General features: G+C 41.1%; 17 protein-coding genes. 7 read left to right on the forward strand and 10 right to left on the reverse strand.

All coding sequences use genetic code 11. From position 1 onward, the window contains the following. The first annotated feature begins 157 nt into the window (after positions 1 to 157). Together NSQ52_RS17205 and NSQ52_RS17210 are read left to right on the forward strand one after the other, a co-directional pair. Positions 158 to 1765 carry an SWIM zinc finger family protein gene (locus tag NSQ52_RS17205; RefSeq protein ID WP_342473653.1) on the forward strand — a complete coding sequence of 536 codons (1608 nt, stop codon included), beginning with the start codon at positions 158 to 160 and terminating at the stop codon, positions 1763 to 1765. Then, positions 1752 to 4529, forward strand: coding sequence for a DEAD/DEAH box helicase (locus tag NSQ52_RS17210; protein ID WP_342473654.1), 2778 nt, complete (start codon positions 1752 to 1754; stop codon positions 4527 to 4529). The genes NSQ52_RS17205 and NSQ52_RS17210 overlap by 14 nt, the downstream gene beginning before the upstream one ends. A 72-nt stretch (positions 4530 to 4601) precedes the next feature. Here the strand turns inward: NSQ52_RS17210 and NSQ52_RS17215 are convergent, their stop codons facing one another. The 3 genes from NSQ52_RS17215 to NSQ52_RS17225 form a co-directional block, all read right to left on the reverse strand. Continuing rightward, a complete protein-coding gene (locus NSQ52_RS17215) occupies positions 4602 to 5390 on the reverse strand; it encodes an STAS domain-containing protein (protein WP_058337020.1) in 789 nt (262 codons plus the stop codon). A 153-nt stretch (positions 5391 to 5543) separates the two neighbouring features. Beyond that, complete coding sequence (locus tag NSQ52_RS17220) at positions 5544 to 6404, reverse strand: Cof-type HAD-IIB family hydrolase (RefSeq protein WP_277687858.1); 861 nt, start codon at positions 6402 to 6404, stop codon at positions 5544 to 5546. 392 nt (positions 6405 to 6796) lie between these two features. Beyond that, positions 6797 to 7153, reverse strand: coding sequence for a hypothetical protein (locus NSQ52_RS17225; RefSeq protein WP_008343305.1), 357 nt, complete (start codon positions 7151 to 7153; stop codon positions 6797 to 6799). A 117-nt stretch (positions 7154 to 7270) separates the two neighbouring features. Between NSQ52_RS17225 and NSQ52_RS17230 the strand changes: the two genes are divergently transcribed. Next, positions 7271 to 7681 carry a YwpF-like family protein gene (locus NSQ52_RS17230; protein ID WP_003215215.1) on the forward strand — a complete coding sequence of 137 codons (411 nt, stop codon included), beginning with the start codon at positions 7271 to 7273 and terminating at the stop codon, positions 7679 to 7681. A 223-nt stretch (positions 7682 to 7904) separates the two neighbouring features. Here the strand turns inward: NSQ52_RS17230 and mscL are convergent, their stop codons facing one another. Both mscL and fabZ read right to left on the reverse strand, forming a co-directional pair. Further along, positions 7905 to 8300 carry a large conductance mechanosensitive channel protein MscL gene (gene mscL, locus NSQ52_RS17235; protein ID WP_342473656.1) on the reverse strand — a complete coding sequence of 132 codons (396 nt, stop codon included), beginning with the start codon at positions 8298 to 8300 and terminating at the stop codon, positions 7905 to 7907. Between the two features lie 126 nt (positions 8301 to 8426). Next, positions 8427 to 8861: a 3-hydroxyacyl-ACP dehydratase FabZ gene (fabZ, locus tag NSQ52_RS17240; protein ID WP_024718731.1), complete on the reverse strand. Its 435-nt coding sequence runs from the start codon at positions 8859 to 8861 to the stop codon at positions 8427 to 8429. Between the two features lie 219 nt (positions 8862 to 9080). Here fabZ and NSQ52_RS17245 point away from each other — a divergent pair, with 219 nt between their 5' ends. Beyond that, positions 9081 to 10136 (forward strand): tetratricopeptide repeat protein, encoded by a 1056-nt coding sequence (locus NSQ52_RS17245; RefSeq protein ID WP_268381901.1) that lies wholly within the window; start codon positions 9081 to 9083, stop codon positions 10134 to 10136. A 14-nt stretch (positions 10137 to 10150) separates the two neighbouring features. Here NSQ52_RS17245 and NSQ52_RS17250 read toward each other — a convergent pair whose 3' ends face one another. The 4 genes from NSQ52_RS17250 to spoIIID all read right to left on the reverse strand — a co-directional run bounded on the left by NSQ52_RS17250 (position 10151) and on the right by spoIIID (position 13440). Then, positions 10151 to 10969, reverse strand: coding sequence for a flagellar hook-basal body protein (locus NSQ52_RS17250; protein WP_007497568.1), 819 nt, complete (start codon positions 10967 to 10969; stop codon positions 10151 to 10153). A gap of 30 nt (positions 10970 to 10999) precedes the next feature. After that, positions 11000 to 11839 carry a flagellar hook-basal body protein gene (locus NSQ52_RS17255; protein ID WP_017360018.1) on the reverse strand — a complete coding sequence of 280 codons (840 nt, stop codon included), beginning with the start codon at positions 11837 to 11839 and terminating at the stop codon, positions 11000 to 11002. Between the two features lie 135 nt (positions 11840 to 11974). Continuing rightward, the gene (mbl, locus tag NSQ52_RS17260) at positions 11975 to 12976 is read right to left on the reverse strand and encodes a cell shape-determining protein Mbl (RefSeq protein ID WP_012011515.1); all 1002 of its coding nucleotides are present in this window, start codon (positions 12974 to 12976) and stop codon (positions 11975 to 11977) included. A gap of 185 nt (positions 12977 to 13161) precedes the next feature. Further along, positions 13162 to 13440: a sporulation transcriptional regulator SpoIIID gene (gene spoIIID / locus NSQ52_RS17265; RefSeq protein WP_008343327.1), complete on the reverse strand. Its 279-nt coding sequence runs from the start codon at positions 13438 to 13440 to the stop codon at positions 13162 to 13164. 347 nt (positions 13441 to 13787) lie between these two features. Here spoIIID and NSQ52_RS17270 point away from each other — a divergent pair, with 347 nt between their 5' ends. From NSQ52_RS17270 to NSQ52_RS17280, 3 genes are all read left to right on the forward strand, one after another. Then, positions 13788 to 14201: a MarR family transcriptional regulator gene (locus tag NSQ52_RS17270; RefSeq protein WP_008343328.1), complete on the forward strand. Its 414-nt coding sequence runs from the start codon at positions 13788 to 13790 to the stop codon at positions 14199 to 14201. A gap of 15 nt (positions 14202 to 14216) precedes the next feature. Beyond that, entirely contained in the window at positions 14217 to 15404 is a 1188-nt protein-coding gene (locus tag NSQ52_RS17275) for an MFS transporter (protein WP_007497577.1), read from the forward strand. A 109-nt stretch (positions 15405 to 15513) separates the two neighbouring features. Then, positions 15514 to 16113, forward strand: coding sequence for an undecaprenyl-diphosphatase (locus NSQ52_RS17280; RefSeq protein WP_008343330.1), 600 nt, complete (start codon positions 15514 to 15516; stop codon positions 16111 to 16113). 33 nt (positions 16114 to 16146) lie between these two features. Here NSQ52_RS17280 and NSQ52_RS17285 read toward each other — a convergent pair whose 3' ends face one another. Next, a complete protein-coding gene (locus NSQ52_RS17285) occupies positions 16147 to 17538 on the reverse strand; it encodes an MFS transporter (RefSeq protein ID WP_268356796.1) in 1392 nt (463 codons plus the stop codon). Positions 17539 to 17732: the final 194 nt, after the last annotated feature.

Here is a 17732-nt window from a genome sequence, read left to right on the forward strand (position 1 = left end):
ATTATTATATGCTGTATGGTTGGTTTATGCAATACTCTATTACATCATTCGACAGCTTTTGAAATTTATGACCATTTTCATGAAAAACTTTTTTATAAATCACCATTGAGCTATAATAAAAGAATTGGAATCTTTTACTTGGTTAGGAGCGGATCAAATGCTTCAGCACAACATCAACGAAGAAGAAATCAAACAAACAGCCGAACAGATCAAAGAACTTCTTCCTTCAACAGATGAAAACAAGCAACTCATCAAAAAAGCATTGATTACTTATAGACAGGACAGCGTATATCGGCTCAAGCAAGAGTCTGATACCGAATGGTCAGCTTATGTACATGATGTCGTGGCAGCAAGAGTCCACCTTCATGTGCTGTTTCCAGTGAGAAGCAGCTGTTCATGTCCAGCTGATGGACTATGTAAACACATCCTCGCTGTCTTCTTTTCGCTATACGCTCAAGTAGAGAGTGTGACCGGCTTTACAGAAAATTGGTCAGAGAAGGATGAATTACAGCGCAGCAAAGAACTCATTCGTCAGCACTTCCAAGTGAAGCGCCCAGATGAACATTCACTTCAGAGCTGGCTGAATTTTTTCCAGGAGGAATTTCACCTCTGGCTGAAACGGACACCGAAGCACCAGCAAACGCCACAGCATTTGTATTACGGCTATTTATCGATCCTGAAAAAACACGCACCCACTTCACCTGAATTCAAGAGTTTGTATGCGATTCATACGTCCATCGATGTGTGGTTAAGGCTCCATGAGCTAATCGATCTCGGCCGTCTTGATGCCGAAAAAGACTTTTATTCGATGAATCCATATGTAGAACAGCTCATGAACACCATTTTTGATTCAGTGGATCATTTGAGGACATACGCCCTTTCCTTTTCCCTCGATCCGTTTCTTGAAAACACACCAACTGCCGTTCGGACACTTCTTCAAATCAGCGGACCTTTCCAGCATGAACGAGTTGCGGTCTTTATGGAAATGTGGGGAACTATATTAAATAGAGGGAAATGGGTCAAAAAAGAAACAGAATTACTCAAGAGCGCCCAACAGCAGGAACAAACGGTTGAACGCACCATTGGGCTGATGCATATGGATTATTTGCTAAAAGAAGACGAAAGACTCTTCCAGCAATTAAAATTGCTCAATGCAGATATGCTGCCGAATGTGCTCAATTGGCTAAAGGATCTCACAAACCGCAAGGACTGGAAGCGTCTCAAACTTTGGTATCAAGAGATCACATATGTATTAGAAGAATATTGCCAGCTTGACCTATCTTATAGAGAACTGCGTGGAGCCGTCAGCGATTTCTTCTTTTATTTAGACGCGTACTTTAAACAGACGAAAGATCATTTCTTGTATGAACGCTATCTCCAAATCTGTATGCCTTATGCATTTACTGAATATAGTCAGCTCTTATATGCACAAGAACGCTATGCAGAATGGATTGAAATACACAGCCTCGTTGGTTTCTCCATCAGTGAATTGGAGAAAGAACTGATCAAACAGATTGCAAAGGAAGAGCCTGAAGCACTCATTCCTTCGTACCACCGGGAAATCTCACTGCTTCTCGATCAAAAGAATCGAAGTGCTTACCGGGAATCTGTGAAAATGCTCAAAAAACTGCGTACGCTTTATCATAAAACGAAAAAAACCGCGGTGTGGGAAAGATATGTACAGCAGCTGCAAGATTCAACAAAACGGCTGCGTGCGTTCCAAGAGGAAATGAAGAAAGGAAAATTAATTGATGACACGCCATAAACAAATTGTCATTCATGCAGAACAAACCGAAGATTTCTCTTTCACCATTTCAGCGCAAGCAGAGGACGGACAGCCTGTACCGCTAAATGAAATGAAGAGGCAGCTTTTCCAATGGCACGAATCATCTTTTTACGGAACATTCTTAGAAGATGTGAGCTTTATTGGCACACCTGCCTTCCTGTTAAGTCCTTGGATGACCGTTGAATTGCTAGGGAAAAATTCATTCAATACTTTCAGCCATGTGACGTTAACGGATGAAACAGAGCCGCTTATGAAAACAGCCTCAACCATTTACGAATTCATCGAGGATGAAGATTTTGTCCCAGATTTCGAGGCATGGACAAAAGGCATGCTTCGCTTTAAAGACAAAGAAGGCTTATTAGATGGCTACACAGCTGATTGGTTCTCCTTTGCCGTACAGGATTACATTCAATATGATGATGCCTTGCAGCACAAATGGAACCGAATGACTGCACAATCGCCTGCTCTTTCCTCCTTCCAGGGACATTTTTTAGATGAACAGGATTTCTTGGAAACAATCGGCTGGATTGATGATGAGACGCCTTTCACTGTCGGCTTGCGTTTAAATGAGCCTGATTTCGACGGGGATGATTGGAAAATTGAATTGTTTTTGCGTGATAAGAAAAACAGTGATCTGCATTTCTTTGAAGGCATCCGTTCTTTAAAAAAATCATGGCGTCCGTTTCAAGAAAAAATCACCAGAGAGCTGGAGCGGTTCGGTCAGATTGTCCCTTGGCTCTCATTTACATCTGGTACCACCCTCATGTCAGAAGAAGAAGCGTGGCTCTTCCTATCTGAAGCGAGTGAAACACTTGTGAACATGGGGATTGAGATCCTGCTCCCATCATGGTGGCAGATCGTCAAAGAAAGCACCATGATGCTAAAAGCACGGATTTCCTCCACACCACGAGGCGAATCGCACGTTGGAATGGATGCCCTTATGGACTTTAATTGGCGCTTTGCCACAAACGGGATTGAGCTGACAGAAGATGAGTTCAACGAGCTTGTTCAAAGTAAACGTCGTCTTGTCAACATTCGTGGACAATGGATTAAAATCGATCCGACCTTTATCCAGCAAATGAAGAAATGGATGGAGCGCGCTGAGAACGAAGGACTTCATATGTCGGATATTTTATCACGTGAACTCGCAGACCAAGAGGCCTCCTCTGAGTCGATTCCTGAGCTGCTAGACAGTTCGGCCTTTGCCCATATTCAATTTGAACTTTCGTCTCAACTACGAGGACTTGTTCATCAGTTAAATGATACACAAGAGCTGCCATCCTATGAGATGAGTGAGTCCTTTAAGGGCACACTGCGCCCGTATCAGCAGCACGGTGTCAACTGGCTTCTGTTCTTAAGGTCTCATGGATTCGGGGCTTGTTTAGCAGATGATATGGGACTTGGAAAAACGATTCAAATGATCGCTTATTTCACCTATTTGAAGGAGCATCAACAAGACGCCGCTCCATCTCTCATCATTGCACCGACTTCCGTATTAGGGAACTGGCAAAGAGAGCTTGAAACATTCGCACCACATTTGAATGTCGCTCTGCATTATGGACCATCACGTCCACAAGGTGAGAACTTTACAAAAGCGTACGAATCAACAGATATCGTCCTCACTTCGTATGGTCTCTCACATTCTGACCGTGATGAATTAACAGCAGCCAAATGGAATACCATTTGCTTAGATGAAGCCCAGAATATTAAAAATGCACATACGAAACAATCGAGAGCCATTAGGCAATTAAAAGGACAGCACCACATTGCCCTCAGCGGGACACCGATGGAGAACCGCTTGACAGAGCTTTGGTCTATTTTCGACTTCGTGAACAAAGGATATCTCGGCAGCCTGACCAGTTTTCATAAAAAGTTCGTCCTTCCGATTGAAAAAGACCGTGTAGAAAAAAGAATCCAACAGCTACAGCAGCTGATCAAGCCATTCTTATTAAGACGAACAAAACAAGATGAAGAAGTCGCACTCAATCTGCCAGAGAAACTAGAAGAAAAAGAATTCATCCCGTTATCTGCAGAGCAGGCATCTTTATATGAACAGCTGGTCAAAGATACATTCGAACATATGGCCTCATTAACAGGGATGCAGCGGAAAGCCATCATTTTAAGTATGCTTGGCAGACTCAAACAAATTTGCGATCACCCTGCTCTTTATTTAAAAGAGAGCGGAACAGATGTGAAATTGTTGAAGCGTTCATTAAAAATGGATAAATTAGCAGAGCTGTTAAAAGCCATACACGAACAAGGAGAAAGCTGTCTCATTTTTACGCAGTATATTGAAATGGGCAACATGATCAAACAGCTCGCCGAAAAGATGTTTGGAGAACCAGTTCAATTTTTAAATGGGAGCTTATCAAAACATGATCGGGACAAAATGGTGGAACGTTTCCAGAAAAAAGAGTTCAACATCTTAATTCTTTCTTTAAAAGCAGGAGGAACCGGACTAAACTTAACCGCCGCCAATCATGTCATTCACTACGATAGATGGTGGAATCCTGCTGTAGAAAACCAAGCAACAGACCGTGCTTACCGCATCGGGCAAAAGCGGTTTGTTCACGTCCATAAGATGATCACAACCGGCACGATAGAGGAAAAAATTGATCAAATGCTCGAAACAAAACAAACGTTAAATGATCAAATTATCCAAAGTGAAAGCTGGATTACAGAGCTGTCAACGAATGAACTAGAAGATTTATTCACGTTAAGTGCAGCCGCTCAATCATCTTAATGACAGCAAAAAGAGGACTTTTCTCAAACTTGATGAAAAGTCCTCTTTTTTTCATCTCATCTAAAGGAATGCTTAAATTTGCAGCTTTTTCAATGCAGATTTCACATTCATATACGTATTCAACTCACGGAAGTCCTCTCTCATTTCTCCCATTTTCATCGCAAGATTTGGTTTAATACCTGTCACGATCAGTTCTGTGCCAGTCATTAAAATCAGATCGTTCAGCTTAAAGATCGCATCCGCCACAAATGAATCCACCTCTAATAAACCAGACAGATCCACAATGAAGTAATCGTCTTTGGATTGAGAGATATAAGTGGAGACTGTTGAGATGATTTTATCAAATCTTGGCGCTGTTAACGTACCTATGATCGGCAGGACAGAAATACCATCCTTCACCGGAACAATCGGGACAGAAATATTCAATACTTCATCAATGGATTGCTCAAGAAGCTCTTGCTGTTCCTTCTCTTTCGTAACATCCTTTTGCAGACCAACGAAATAAAGGCGTTTCCCTTCATTTTCATCAATCCATAGAGGCGCCAAACTTAACTCGTTCCAAAACATTTGACCAGATTTTTTATAGTTTTTCAACTGTACAGTGACAGCCTCTTTGTTTTCAATGGCTGTCCTAATTTGTTTGAGAGCAATCTGTTCAGTTTCATCTCCTTGAAGGAAACGACAGTTCTTTCCTATTACTTCGGTTTCTTGATAGCCTGTCATATCTAAAAAGCCCTTGTTCACATATATTAAAGGATTATCAGGTAAAGACGGGTCCGTCACCGTCAGGCCAACCTGAGTATAGTCTAAGGCTTCCTTGATTAAATGCAGATTGTCGGACTTATAAGATTCCAGCGCCATTCGTTTACTCTCCTTAACTTCCTTACAAGCGGGTTATATTCATAATTAAATTATATGATGTTCCATAGCGGGTGTAAATAGAAGTAGTTCTGAATTCCTCTTTTGTAGAATGCGCTTCATCCTATGTCATTTATACAAATACATACGATTCAATTATTTCAAAAGATGTTGAATCATATGTGCCACACCATGTTCATCATTTGTTAACGTGACGTGATCAGCTAATTCTTTTATATCCTTTCTCGCATTCCCCATTGCAATTCCAACCCCAGCTGCCCGAATCATCGATTCATCATTTAAACTGTCTCCTACAGCCGCTGTTCGGCTCAATGGAATACCGAGCTTTTCTGCCAGCCTGGTTAACGCCTGCCCTTTCGACGCCTCCTTTGCTCCAATTTCAAAGTTATGATCAGCCGAACTAACCAATGTTAATTCAGAATCATGTCCAAACGCATCCCATCCGGCTTTCAATCTGTCTTGAAAAAATGAGAAACCTAAGATGTTATAAAACGAAAGCTTCTGATCCTCACGAAACAATTCTTGATATGTATCAATATAAGCAAAACCTGACTGGCTGTATTGAACTTCAGCCGCTTGCTCAAGAACACGCTGATCCGTTTCTGGATTTGCACTCTTTAAGCGGTCCATTTCTATCGCCAGAACCTCCCTGCCGCGGTTTGGTGTGTAAATGGCTTCATTCGTAAACACTTCATAGTAATAATCACGCTCCTCTAGCCATGATAAGATGTGTTTTGCTTTTTCTTCTTCTAGAACAGCCGAATGATATACCTGACCTTCTGGATCATGAATCACAGCTCCATTTGCACTGATGACCCACGTATTCATCCCAAGCTGATCAAAAATAGATTTCACATCAAAATACGCTCTTCCTGTTGAAACGACAACCTCAATCCCACTCGCCGCTGCTTCCTTTAACGCCTGCTCGTTTTCCTGACTCACTTTGTGCTCACTGTTCAATAAAGTTCCGTCTAAATCCGTTGCGATTAATTGAATGTTTGTCATCGGTCTCTCCTTTTTTGCCTGCATTTTCAGTTGACCTTCCGTTTATCAAATCCATCATCATTATGAAATGAGTATCCACTATTTGCAAGGGATGATCGGCTTATCAATGAATATAAGAGTACCCGGTCACGCTACATGACCGGATACGCATAAGGGGATTCACAGGGGACACATGACTGATACAAAGAAACCTTGGTTCTACTATTACGCAGTGAATATGTGTACAAGGCAAAGTCTATCAGCTATAGCTAGAGGGGGGCCACGAGATGCTAGACCTTTGCCTTTTGCCTCCTTTCCTTTCAGCTAACCCTAGTCTACTGAGAAATAGCACTAAAGACAAAAAACGAAAATGACAAAATCGTTCTTTAAAATTCTTTATTTCCTCAATCATTTTTACTTTTTACCGCTTGCGTATAAAACATCATCTTATTTTGTTTGACGAAATACTTATTTTTCATAAATTGATAAAAAACATCTGAATGAATCCAATTACTAGAAGGCATGTGAATATAGTCAGACCCGTCCCACGCAAACCAATAAAAACAAAGCCTTCCATCATGAATTGACAATTGAAATTCAAAACAGTCCATTTGATCGTCTGTCACATATTGAAAAGTGAGGGACTCCCCTTCTTCCATATACACGTCACAAAATGAGAGAATGTCTCCCCATGTATAGACCCTCACATTGCTTTCCTTTTCCTCACCAATATGTATGTTTCGAAGTTGATAGGACTCCATAAAACATCTCCTTTCACTTATATGCAGCTAGTTCTGAGTAGGCAGCGGTTTCATTTATACAGATGTTGTATGCTATAATGATACTTACGAATAATGAACGCTTGTGAGGTGATAAATATGAAAACCTTTAGGCTGATTGATTTAAAAATCGAACTTGATCCAAAGCAAGATAAAATGTCCAGCATTCCCCTTCGTGACGGCTTAATCATTAATAAAGAAGATGGCGAAAATCACTGGATGATCGAGGCACTGATTCCAAAGAAGCATAGACAAGTGTTTGAGGTGCTCTTTCAGCAGCATACAGAAGTAAAGATTCTCGTGACGATTACAAAAGAAAACAACCGCCCTGTTCATCTATCGGTCCAAGTCAAAAACATCGTTGCCTTAGAAGAAAACATATCTGTATTACTCGACGGTAAAATGATCACAAATCGTTACAGAACAGAAACCGAAGAAGTATTAAAAGACCTCGTCAAAGAGGGGCTATCAGGAGAAAAACTGCTGGATGCTTTTAAACAGAACACATAAAAAAGAGCGGGATGAGCCGCTCTTAGATGGTTGACAAAGGGCTAAAATGAACTTTATTTTAGCCCTTTGTCTTCCTTTTCAGCGTGATAGAAAACCTTTGAAGTCTAGGAAGGGCGAGCACCGGAGCAGAGCGAATTTAATATTCGTGAGCACCGGAGCACAGCCCTGACAAAGAATGCGAGGGTTTGTCTACACGCTGAGAGCGGGATGAGCCGCTCTTTTTCTATTGCACATCTTTCGATTGGCTTTGATTTTTCAATATATCTCTAATTTCGGTTAACAACACTTCCGTTTGATCTGGCGTTTCAACCACTTCCTCTTCCTCTACCTTTTTCCGTTTTAATTTATTTAAATAACGAATAAAGATAAAAATGGAAAAGGAGATAATCAAGAAGTCGACCACTGTTTGAATGAAACTTCCATACAAAATTTGAGCAGAACCGATTTTAATAGACAATCCACTAAAATCATGCCCCCCAACAATAATACCAACAAGCGGCATAATTAAATCATTCACAAGAGAAGTGACAATTTTGCCAAATGCTCCCCCGATGATGACACCGACAGCCAGGTCAATCACATTCCCCTTGACGGCAAACTCTCTAAATTCTTTCAGCATTCTTTATCACCTTCATCTTTTTTTGTCTAATATGACGTTTTTTTGTCAAAAAAGCAAGTCCTCATCCGCTCTGGCTGAATGTTTCCATATAAAAAACGGTTCATACAAGATGAACCGTCAGACACATTACGATACTTTCGGACCGATAGAAAATGTCAGTTCTGCTTCACATGCCACTTCGCCATCTACTGTTGCAACTGCTTTTCCTTTGGCAACTGGACCGCGAAGACGTGTGATTTCAACCTCTAAACGTAGCTGATCGCCTGGCTTGACCTGTCTTTTGAATCGGCAGCTGTCAATCCCTGCAAACAAACCAATTTTCCCTTTGTTCTCTTCTTTACCTAACATGATGACCCCAAAAACTTGAGCAAGCGCTTCTACAATAAGCACACCCGGCATGACGGGGTATCCTGGGAAATGGCCATTAAAAAATTCTTCATTTACTGTGACATTTTTGATTCCAACCGCTCTTTTCTCACCATCAACTTCTAAAATACGGTCAACCAATAAAAATGGATAACGGTGTGGAATAATGTCTTGAATTTGCTGAGCATCAAGCATGTCTTGATCTCTCCTTCTTTTCTATATCGCTAATCTTCATTTGATTCCTATTGAAGTATATTATGAATGCAGTCATTTTTCAATGTTCAGCCAACATTTATGGTAAAAAATAGAATCTATCATTACCTATTGTCATGAAATATAATCCACTCTACACTCATCGTTTTTTCACAAATATGGTAATATATATTACATCATTGATTGAATAAGAGGGTAAAAATGAATTTTATAAGCGATAAATCCATTAAAAAACTTCTCCATTCGTGGTATACAATGCTAAAACATCGACATTTTTCGAAGGCTGAAGAGATCAAAACGTCCTTAACCAAATATAAACGTAGATTGTCAAAGAAACAGGAGCTTCATTTACATTATCAGCTTATGCTTTTTCGGCACCAGCTCTGGATGAACCAAACAGAAGACTTAGAAAAACTGAAGCATGAACTCATGCTCCACAAAGATCAAATGAATGATCAACTGCAATATTATTTTTACTTTTTTCTCGGTTTATACGAATCTTTAAAGAGCGATCAAAATGATGCCATTCATTATCTTGAAAAAGCAGAAGAAAAACTGCCCCTGCTAGACGATGAGCTAGAGGAAGCGGAGTTTCATTTCCGTACAAGTGGTGTTTATTATAACAACCGCTATTCACTGTTATCCATTCGACATGTTGAAAAAGCCATGGATATCTTTGCAAAGCACGGGGATATCCACAGCATTTATCGGTGCAAAATTGTGCTCGCCCTTAACTTTAGTGATCAAAAAAAATATGAAGAAGCAGAAGCTATTTTTATTGAAATTATCGAATACGTGAAAATGATTGATGACCAAGAACTGCTTGGTATCGTGTATTATGACGCTGGTTTTATCAAGTCGAGACAGAATCGTCATAAGGAAGCACTAGAATACTTTAAAAAAGCGCTTCGGCTCCCAGCATACCGGAAATCTGCCCACTCCTATGTGTCGTGTCTCTATGAAACTGTGCGTTCCTGCTTTAAAGAGAATTTAACTGATGAAGGAATGAAGTATATTCAAAAAGGGCTAAAAGAAGCCGTTGATGCCCAATTTGATCTATTAAGAATCAAGTTCCAAATTTTATTCCTTCTCTACAGCCAAGCGCCCAAGGCAGATGAACAGATTGCTACACTCGTCACATGTCTTGAACGAAAAGAAGCCTGGATTGATCTTGAAGATCTGCTTGCAGATGTCTCAGATTTTTATAAAAAAAAGGGCGACTTTGAGCGAGCCGCCTTTTTTATCATGAGAGGCTGACATCCGCCTGCTCATTATCGAATGGTATTAATGAGTCCTAGCATTTGATCGCCCATCGTAATGGTTCTTGAGTTCATCTGATACGAACGCTGTGTTGTCATGAGGTCTGTTAATTCTTTAGACATGTCCACATTCGACGTTTCAAGTGCACCTTGCTGAAGTTGAATGGCCTGACGGTTTGCCCCATTCAGTGCCGTTAAAGCGCCTTGATAGTTGCCGTCGACTGAGAACAAATTTTCTCCTTCAGAGATGAGTGCTGAAGAATTATTCACTTGAACAACCCCAAGATTCACCTGCTGATTCGGTTGATTGCCTCGAGAAATAGCTGTAAGCCGGCCATTTTTATCGATAGAAATATCACGGAAATTCGCATTTAAGACAATCTCATTCCCGTTTTCGTCAAGAATCGGATGGCCTTCGCTTGTCACCAGCTGGACTTGATTCCGATTATTTCCTGGCTGTAAATAAAGAGAGCCATCTCTTGTATACCGGATGTTACCGCCAGCATTGACCTGCAAATACTGAGATGGCGCACCAAATGCAACATCAAGGTCACGGCCTGTTTCTTTAATAGACCCTTGCAATGAGTTAATGGATGCATTGACCATCGTTCCAGTTCCAAGCCTTAAACCAGCAGGTGTCAGACGACTGTTTGCCACCTGCTCATTTTTTTCATCTACCTGATTAAACTGTTGTCTGACCAGCTCTGAAAAACGGGTGTTTTTCGCGCGATACCCTGTTGTTTCACTGTTTGCGATGTTATTACTAATGATATCAAGCTGCTTTTGCACCTCGTTCATTGACACAGCTGCATTGATCATCGTTCTAAGCATGAGAATCCTCCTCTCTCTTTCATTTCTTTATTAATACACTCTTCCGATTTCATTCACTGCTTTTTCTAAACTTTTATCATATGCCTGAACCACTTTTTGGTTTGTTTCAAATGCGCGGTAGGCTGTTGTCATTTCTGTATATGATTTCGTCACATCAACGTTCGAGAGCTCTGATACACCTTGGCTTAATGTATAGGACATTTGACCGTTATTGACCGCACTTGGAAGAGGCTGGTTATCAGCTGTACGGTATAAATCATTTCCTTCACGCGCAAGGTTTCTTGTATCCATTGCAACACGTACATCAATTTGTCCAAGGTTTTGTCCGTTTTCACTCACGGTTCCATCTGCGTTCACTTTGAAATTCTCACTTTGAACGGTAATCGGCTGACCCGTCACAGAAAGAAGGGCACGTCCATTGATCGTCAACTGATTTTGATCATTCAATGTAATGGAACTGCTTTTCGTATAACGAACGCCTTCTGGTGTATTCACAGCATAAAAAAGCGCTGACTTTTGATTTGTCTCCGGGTTGATGGGCACATTATTTTCTACTAATGCAATATCAGTTGTTTGATCCGTTGTTTTTAATGTTCCTTGTGTAAATTGAGGAATCAATTCCTGCATGTATGTTCCCGTATTAATTCCGCCAATCGCCGTTTGCTGTGGGATACTAAAGCCTTTGCCTGAAGATGTTTGGAAACGTCCTGATTCCATTCGGCTTAGCAGCATTTCTGGAAATGCGCGCATGGCCCCTTCATCTGCTTTATAGCCTGGAGTATTCGCATTTGCGATATTATTTGAAAGCATTTCTGTCCGCCGCTCTTGAGCGATCATGGCAGATGTTGCGGTGTATAGTCCTTTTAACACGTGCTCACCTCATTCAAATTCTTTCACATGACCTAAAATCATCAGTTTCACAATCTTCTATGAAATATATCGGCATATTGGCAGGCTTCTTTAATAAAAATCCCCCATTCTTTCTAAAAAGAATGAGGGAAATCATTAGCTGAGTTTACGCTTTGGCAGCTTGTCCATATTATCAAGCATCACGCCAGTACCAACTGCTACACAATCCATTGGATTTTCTGCAACGAAAACTGGTACTTTCAGCTCTTCTGCAAGCAATTGATCAAGCCCGTTTAGAAGCGCTCCGCCACCAGTAATGATGACGCCGCGGTCAATGATATCAGCTGATAATTCAGGTGGTGTTCTTTCAAGAACTTGTTTCGCAGCCTGAACAATGGCAGATACAGATTCACGTAATGCTTCTTCTACTTCTTTGCTTGTGACGGTAATCGTTCTTGGTAATCCTGTCACCATGTCTCGTCCACGAATCGAGATCTCTTCGTGACGTGCGTCTGGGAATACCGTTGCAACTTGGATCTTAATGTCCTCTGCAGTTCGCTCACCGATCAACAGCTTGTACTCTTTTTTAATGTAGTTTAGAATTTCCAAGTCAAATTTGTCTCCAGCCATTTTAATAGAAGAGGCGGTTACAATGTCACCCATTGAGATGACAGCGATATCTGTCGTTCCGCCTCCAATATCTACGACCATGTTTCCACTTGGCTGAAAAATATCCATACCAGCACCAATAGCTGCTACTTTTGGCTCTTCTTCAAGAAATACATGCTTCCCGCCGCTTTTTTCAGCAGCTTCTTTGATCGCCTTCTGCTCAACAGATGTAATGTTTGTTGGGCAGCAGATGAGCATACGCGGCTTAGAGAATAGCCCTTTCACATTTAATGAGTTAATAAAATGCTTGAGCATCGCTTCAGTTACTTCAAAATCAGCAATTACGCCATCTTTTAATGGACGAATCGCAACAATATTCCCAGGCGTACGTCCAACCATACGTCTTGCTTCTTCTCCAACAGCTAATACTTTCCCGCTGTTTTTATCAAGAGCGACAACAGATGGTTCATTTAACACAATTCCTTTTCCTTTGACATGAATCAGTACATTTGCAGTACCAAGATCAATTCCAATATCCCTAGCAAACATCTATATATATCCTCCTTGAAAATCTGTTTCCATAGCAAATACCACATTCTGCCCTAATTATATATTCTATCATAATTTGCAGAAAAAAAGATATTTCTTTACAAAAGTCTTTACAAAATTTGTGGTTAGAAACTACCGATAAGAGGAAGATATATATATCATGTTTATGAACAAAGAACTAAAGCTTACTGTTTTACAGGCTCACCTTCTAAAATTTCTTCTTTTTTATACTTTAACTTTGTGGCTTCTCCCCCTCGCAGGTGGCGGATTGATTTATGATAATCCAGTATCTCCTTCACTTCGTTAGCCAGATCTGGATTAATTTCTGGCAGTCTTTCTGTTAGATCCTTGTGTACAGTACTTTTAGAGACTCCAAATTCTTTCGCAATTACACGAACGGTTTTCTTTGTCTCCACGATATACTTTCCTATCTTGATTGTTCGCTCTTTGATGTAATCGTGCACACCACTCGACCTCCCTAAAATGGATGTGAGAAGTGTGAAATGAGATCCGTATCAATATTATCCATTTTCAGCGGCGCTTGTTCGTCTTAATTTCTCATCCATTAGGTAGTAAATGCCAAACACGATCCCTCACCTCAAACACTCTCTTTGTCAGGTTTGTAACAGTGTATTAGCATTGCATAGGGAATATGCTAAAAATGAAGATGGGACAAGGGATTTATCAGAAAAGACAAAACAAAAAATCATTTCGAGTGGCGAAAATTTTCACTTTACAAGCATCGGTGTAACACGTAAAATAGGAAAGGTGATTTTATTTACCTAGATAAATAATGAATAAAGGTGAGCCTATGGATACGTTAAACAGAGAGTGTTTACATCAAATACATCAAAGCGCGCGGCTGCTGTCTAAAAAAGCGAACGAAGCGCTTGCTGCTTATGACTTGTACATGTCCCAGTGGACTGTACTTTTTTGTTTGGATACATTCGGTCCTAAAACGCAAAAAGACATTTGGACCTATTTGAACGTCGAAGCACCGACGATTACCAGAACCGTGACGCGTCTAGAAGCAAACGGTTGGGTGAAACGAGTCCAAGGAAAAGACAAACGTGAGAATCTCATCGTCATGACAGACGATGCAAAAGCAAAGTTTCAAAAAATCAAACAGACGATGGAACAATTTGAAGAAGAATGTCTTTCAGATTTTACCTACGAAGAAAAACAACTCCTCCATACACTTTTACACAAATTATCAACTGAATAGGAAGTGACATACACCATGAACGAACGCATTTGGACAAAAGACTTTATCATGATTGTCCTGGTGAATTTATTTACATTCACCTCTTTTTATGCCCTTTTGACACTACTCCCCATTTACACAATGGATGAATTAAATGGAACAGAATCACAGGGCGGCCTCCTTGTGACGGTCTTCTTATTATCAGCAATTGTGACAAGACCATTTTCAGGGGCCATTATTGAGAAATTCGGCAAGAAACGCATGGCGATTTTTTCTTCAACGGCTTTTGCCCTGCTCACTTATTTATACATTCCAATTGATCAATTCCAAACACTTCTCATGCTGCGTTTCGTGCAAGGAATCTTCTTCAGCATTTTGACAACCGTAGCAAGTGCCATTGCAGCTGATATGATTCCGAAACATAAACGAGGAGAGGGTCTTGGATACTTTGTGATGTCAATGAACCTCGCTGTGGTTATCGGTCCGTTTATCGCACTGAATCAAGTGGGAAAAGTAGGATTCCATTCTTTATTTCTTCTCTTTTCGATCATCGTCTCTATCGGTGCAGCTTTCACGATGCTGATTAGACAGCCAGAGCCTGAAAACGGCGGAAGTGTCATCTTTCGATTCACTTTTTCTCACCTGTTTGAAAAAGGTGCTTTAAAAACGGCAGCAGTTGGAATCATTATCTCCTTCTGTTACTCGCCGATCATTTCATTTATTTCAGTCTATGCCAATTCCCTGAACCTAATGGGTGCAAGCAGTTATTTCTTCATTGTATTTGCAGCTGCGATGCTTGGATCACGTCCATTTACAGGCAGACTGTTTGACCGAGTCGGGCCTCATATTGTGATCTATCCATCGATTGCTCTCTTTGCGATTGGTTTATGGATGCTGACCGCTACCCAAACAGCCACCATGCTTCTTTTATCCGGCGCTGTCATCGGTCTTGGCTACGGCTCTTTGGTGCCATGTCTACAAACACTTGCGATACAGCACTCACCAGCACACCGTACAGGCTACGCCACAGCAACTTTCTTTACCCTATATGATACGGGGATTGCCGCTGGATCATTTGTCTTCGGACTGCTTGTCAGCTTCACAGATTTTTCAAATGTATATCTCATTGCTGGCGTTGTCGTGTTGCTCAGCATGGGCGTTTTTTATTGGAGCGAACGAAAACCGCAAGAAGCAAAAGCACAAAAGGTTTCCCTATCAGAATAGGATACTGTTTTAAACTTCACTGAAAACATGCTAAAATATAGGATATTTCAAATGAACAGATAGGTCTTTTGAAAAATAGTTGGCGTTAAGCGAAAGTATAGGTGATGTTTTGAATTACGAATTGTTTAAAGTCATACACGGGATGGCTCATCATTCTGAGTTTTTAGATCAGGCCATGATTTTCATTACGAAAAAGGCCATTCTCGTATATGCCCTCGTCTTATTGATTTGCTGGTTTTTAGGTAATCACAAATTTAAGAAGCATGTCTTCTTTTCTGGTGTAACAGGCATCGTGGCACTCATCGTCAATTTTGCCATTACGCTGTTTTATTATGAAGAGCGGCCGTTTGTGGCGCACAAAGTCGACACACTCATCCCGCACTCAGCAGACGCTTCCTTCCCAAGTGACCACACAACAGGTGCACTGGCTCTTTCACTAGCCATTCGATCCCGTAATAAAAAACTCGGCAATATTTTGCTTGTTTTTGGATTACTGACAGGGTTCTCCCGCATCTGGGTCGGTCATCATTATCCATTTGATGTATTAGGCAGCTTGATCGTATCGATTGTGGTTGTCTTTATCATGAATAAATTATGGAAGTTCTTTGACTCTCCAATTGACCGTATCGTGACATTTTACGAGAACATTGTGGGCAAAATTTTCAGAAGGAAGCAAAAGGACCAAGGATCAGACCTGTCCAACTCTTAAGCGGCTTGCGATAAAGTATGGAAGACCTCTCTTCTACTTTATCCCAGCCGCTTTTTTCATTGTTTGTTTTCCTCTGACCATACTCGAAAAATAAAGGCTGACGCTAATGCCGACAAGAGAAATCATGATCAATGTCCAGCCTAATTGTTCAAAATGAGAACCTGCAATTTCCTCACCAAACAGCATGCCAAGCACGGCAGATGACAGAATGGAACCAAGGTACCTGCATGTTTGAAAAAGCCCAGAGGTCGTGCCAATCATTTGTTGAGGGCTCGCTTTTAACATCGCAGCTTGAAGCGCAACATTTCCAATCCCGTAACTGAGTCCAAGCAAAGCAAGAACCAGTCCTTTCCCCCAGAATGGCGCAGGTATAAAAAAGAAAGTCATTGCGGAAGCACCGGCCAGCATCAGCACAGCACTTGCCAAAACAGGATGCCGTTCATCGCCGCGATCTACCCACTTGCCAGTCAGCGGCGATACCATTATGCTCACGCCAGACATGCAAAGCATAAAGAGACCTGTCATCTCCACACGCCAGCCCAATTCATCCTGAAAATAACTTGGCAAGCCAAAAAAGAGACAATAGAAGAAAATATTCAAAATGATAAATTGCACATACACAAGCGAAAGCCGTTTCTCCTGCCTGAACATCCGAATTTGGATAAATGGCTCATCCACCTGATATTCCCACCATATAAAAACACCCGCACTCACAAGACAGAGAATGCCCTGTACATACTGAATACCATCAGATAGTGATAATAAAAAAGAAAGCAAAAGGACAATACAAACTGTAAATAGAAACATCCCTGGCAAATCAAGCTTTCGGACAGTGTCTCCGATACGCAATTTTTTCTTCTTCTCCTTAGGAAATAAGGAAAGGCCTAGAAAAAAACTGATCAATATGAATGGCAGATTCACTAAAAAGATCGCCGGCCAGCTGCCGATCGTCATCAAAAACCCGCCAAGTGTCGGTCCGAGTGCTGTCATCGCTGAAGCAAAGATGGACAATACCGCTAAAGCAGAAGCTTGTCGTTCCTTCACATGATCCCGAATCAGTCCAACACCTGAAGGATAGATCGCACTGCTTCCAATCGCCTGTAGAAGCCGGATCACAATCAGCACCGCAAAAGTCGGGGCAAACGGCGCACAAATGGCTGAGACTGCCACTAGAACTAGTCCAAATAAAAATAAGGTTCTCCGGCTCATCACATGATCTCCAATTCGTCCACTCACCGGCTGCGTGACCGCACTGGCCAAATAAAAGGTTGAAATGAGCCAAGATACCGTCGTAAACGACAAACCGAACTCATGCTGAATTTGATGCAAGGCTAAAGAAATCATTGACGAATTCAGTGGATTTAACATCGTTCCAAAAGCAATCGCCGTTAAAAAGACTTTTCTGTTGTCTTTCCATTTGATCATACACCCGCCCCCTTCTTTTGACATACACGTTCTTTGTCTATCTCCTCGTTATTATGAGATTCATTTCCCTTTTTTACCCTGATCAATTCAAGTTCTCTCTCCGAAAAGCAAGACATACATTTTAAAAAGGGCAAGTGTTGGAAAAGCGCATATAAAATTGAGAATATGAGGAACAAATGGTAAGATGCTACACA

Origin of the sequence: Bacillus sp. FSL W8-1141, assembly GCF_038593205.1 — a bacterium.
GTDB classification, from domain to species: domain Bacteria; phylum Bacillota; class Bacilli; order Bacillales; family Bacillaceae; genus Bacillus; species Bacillus altitudinis.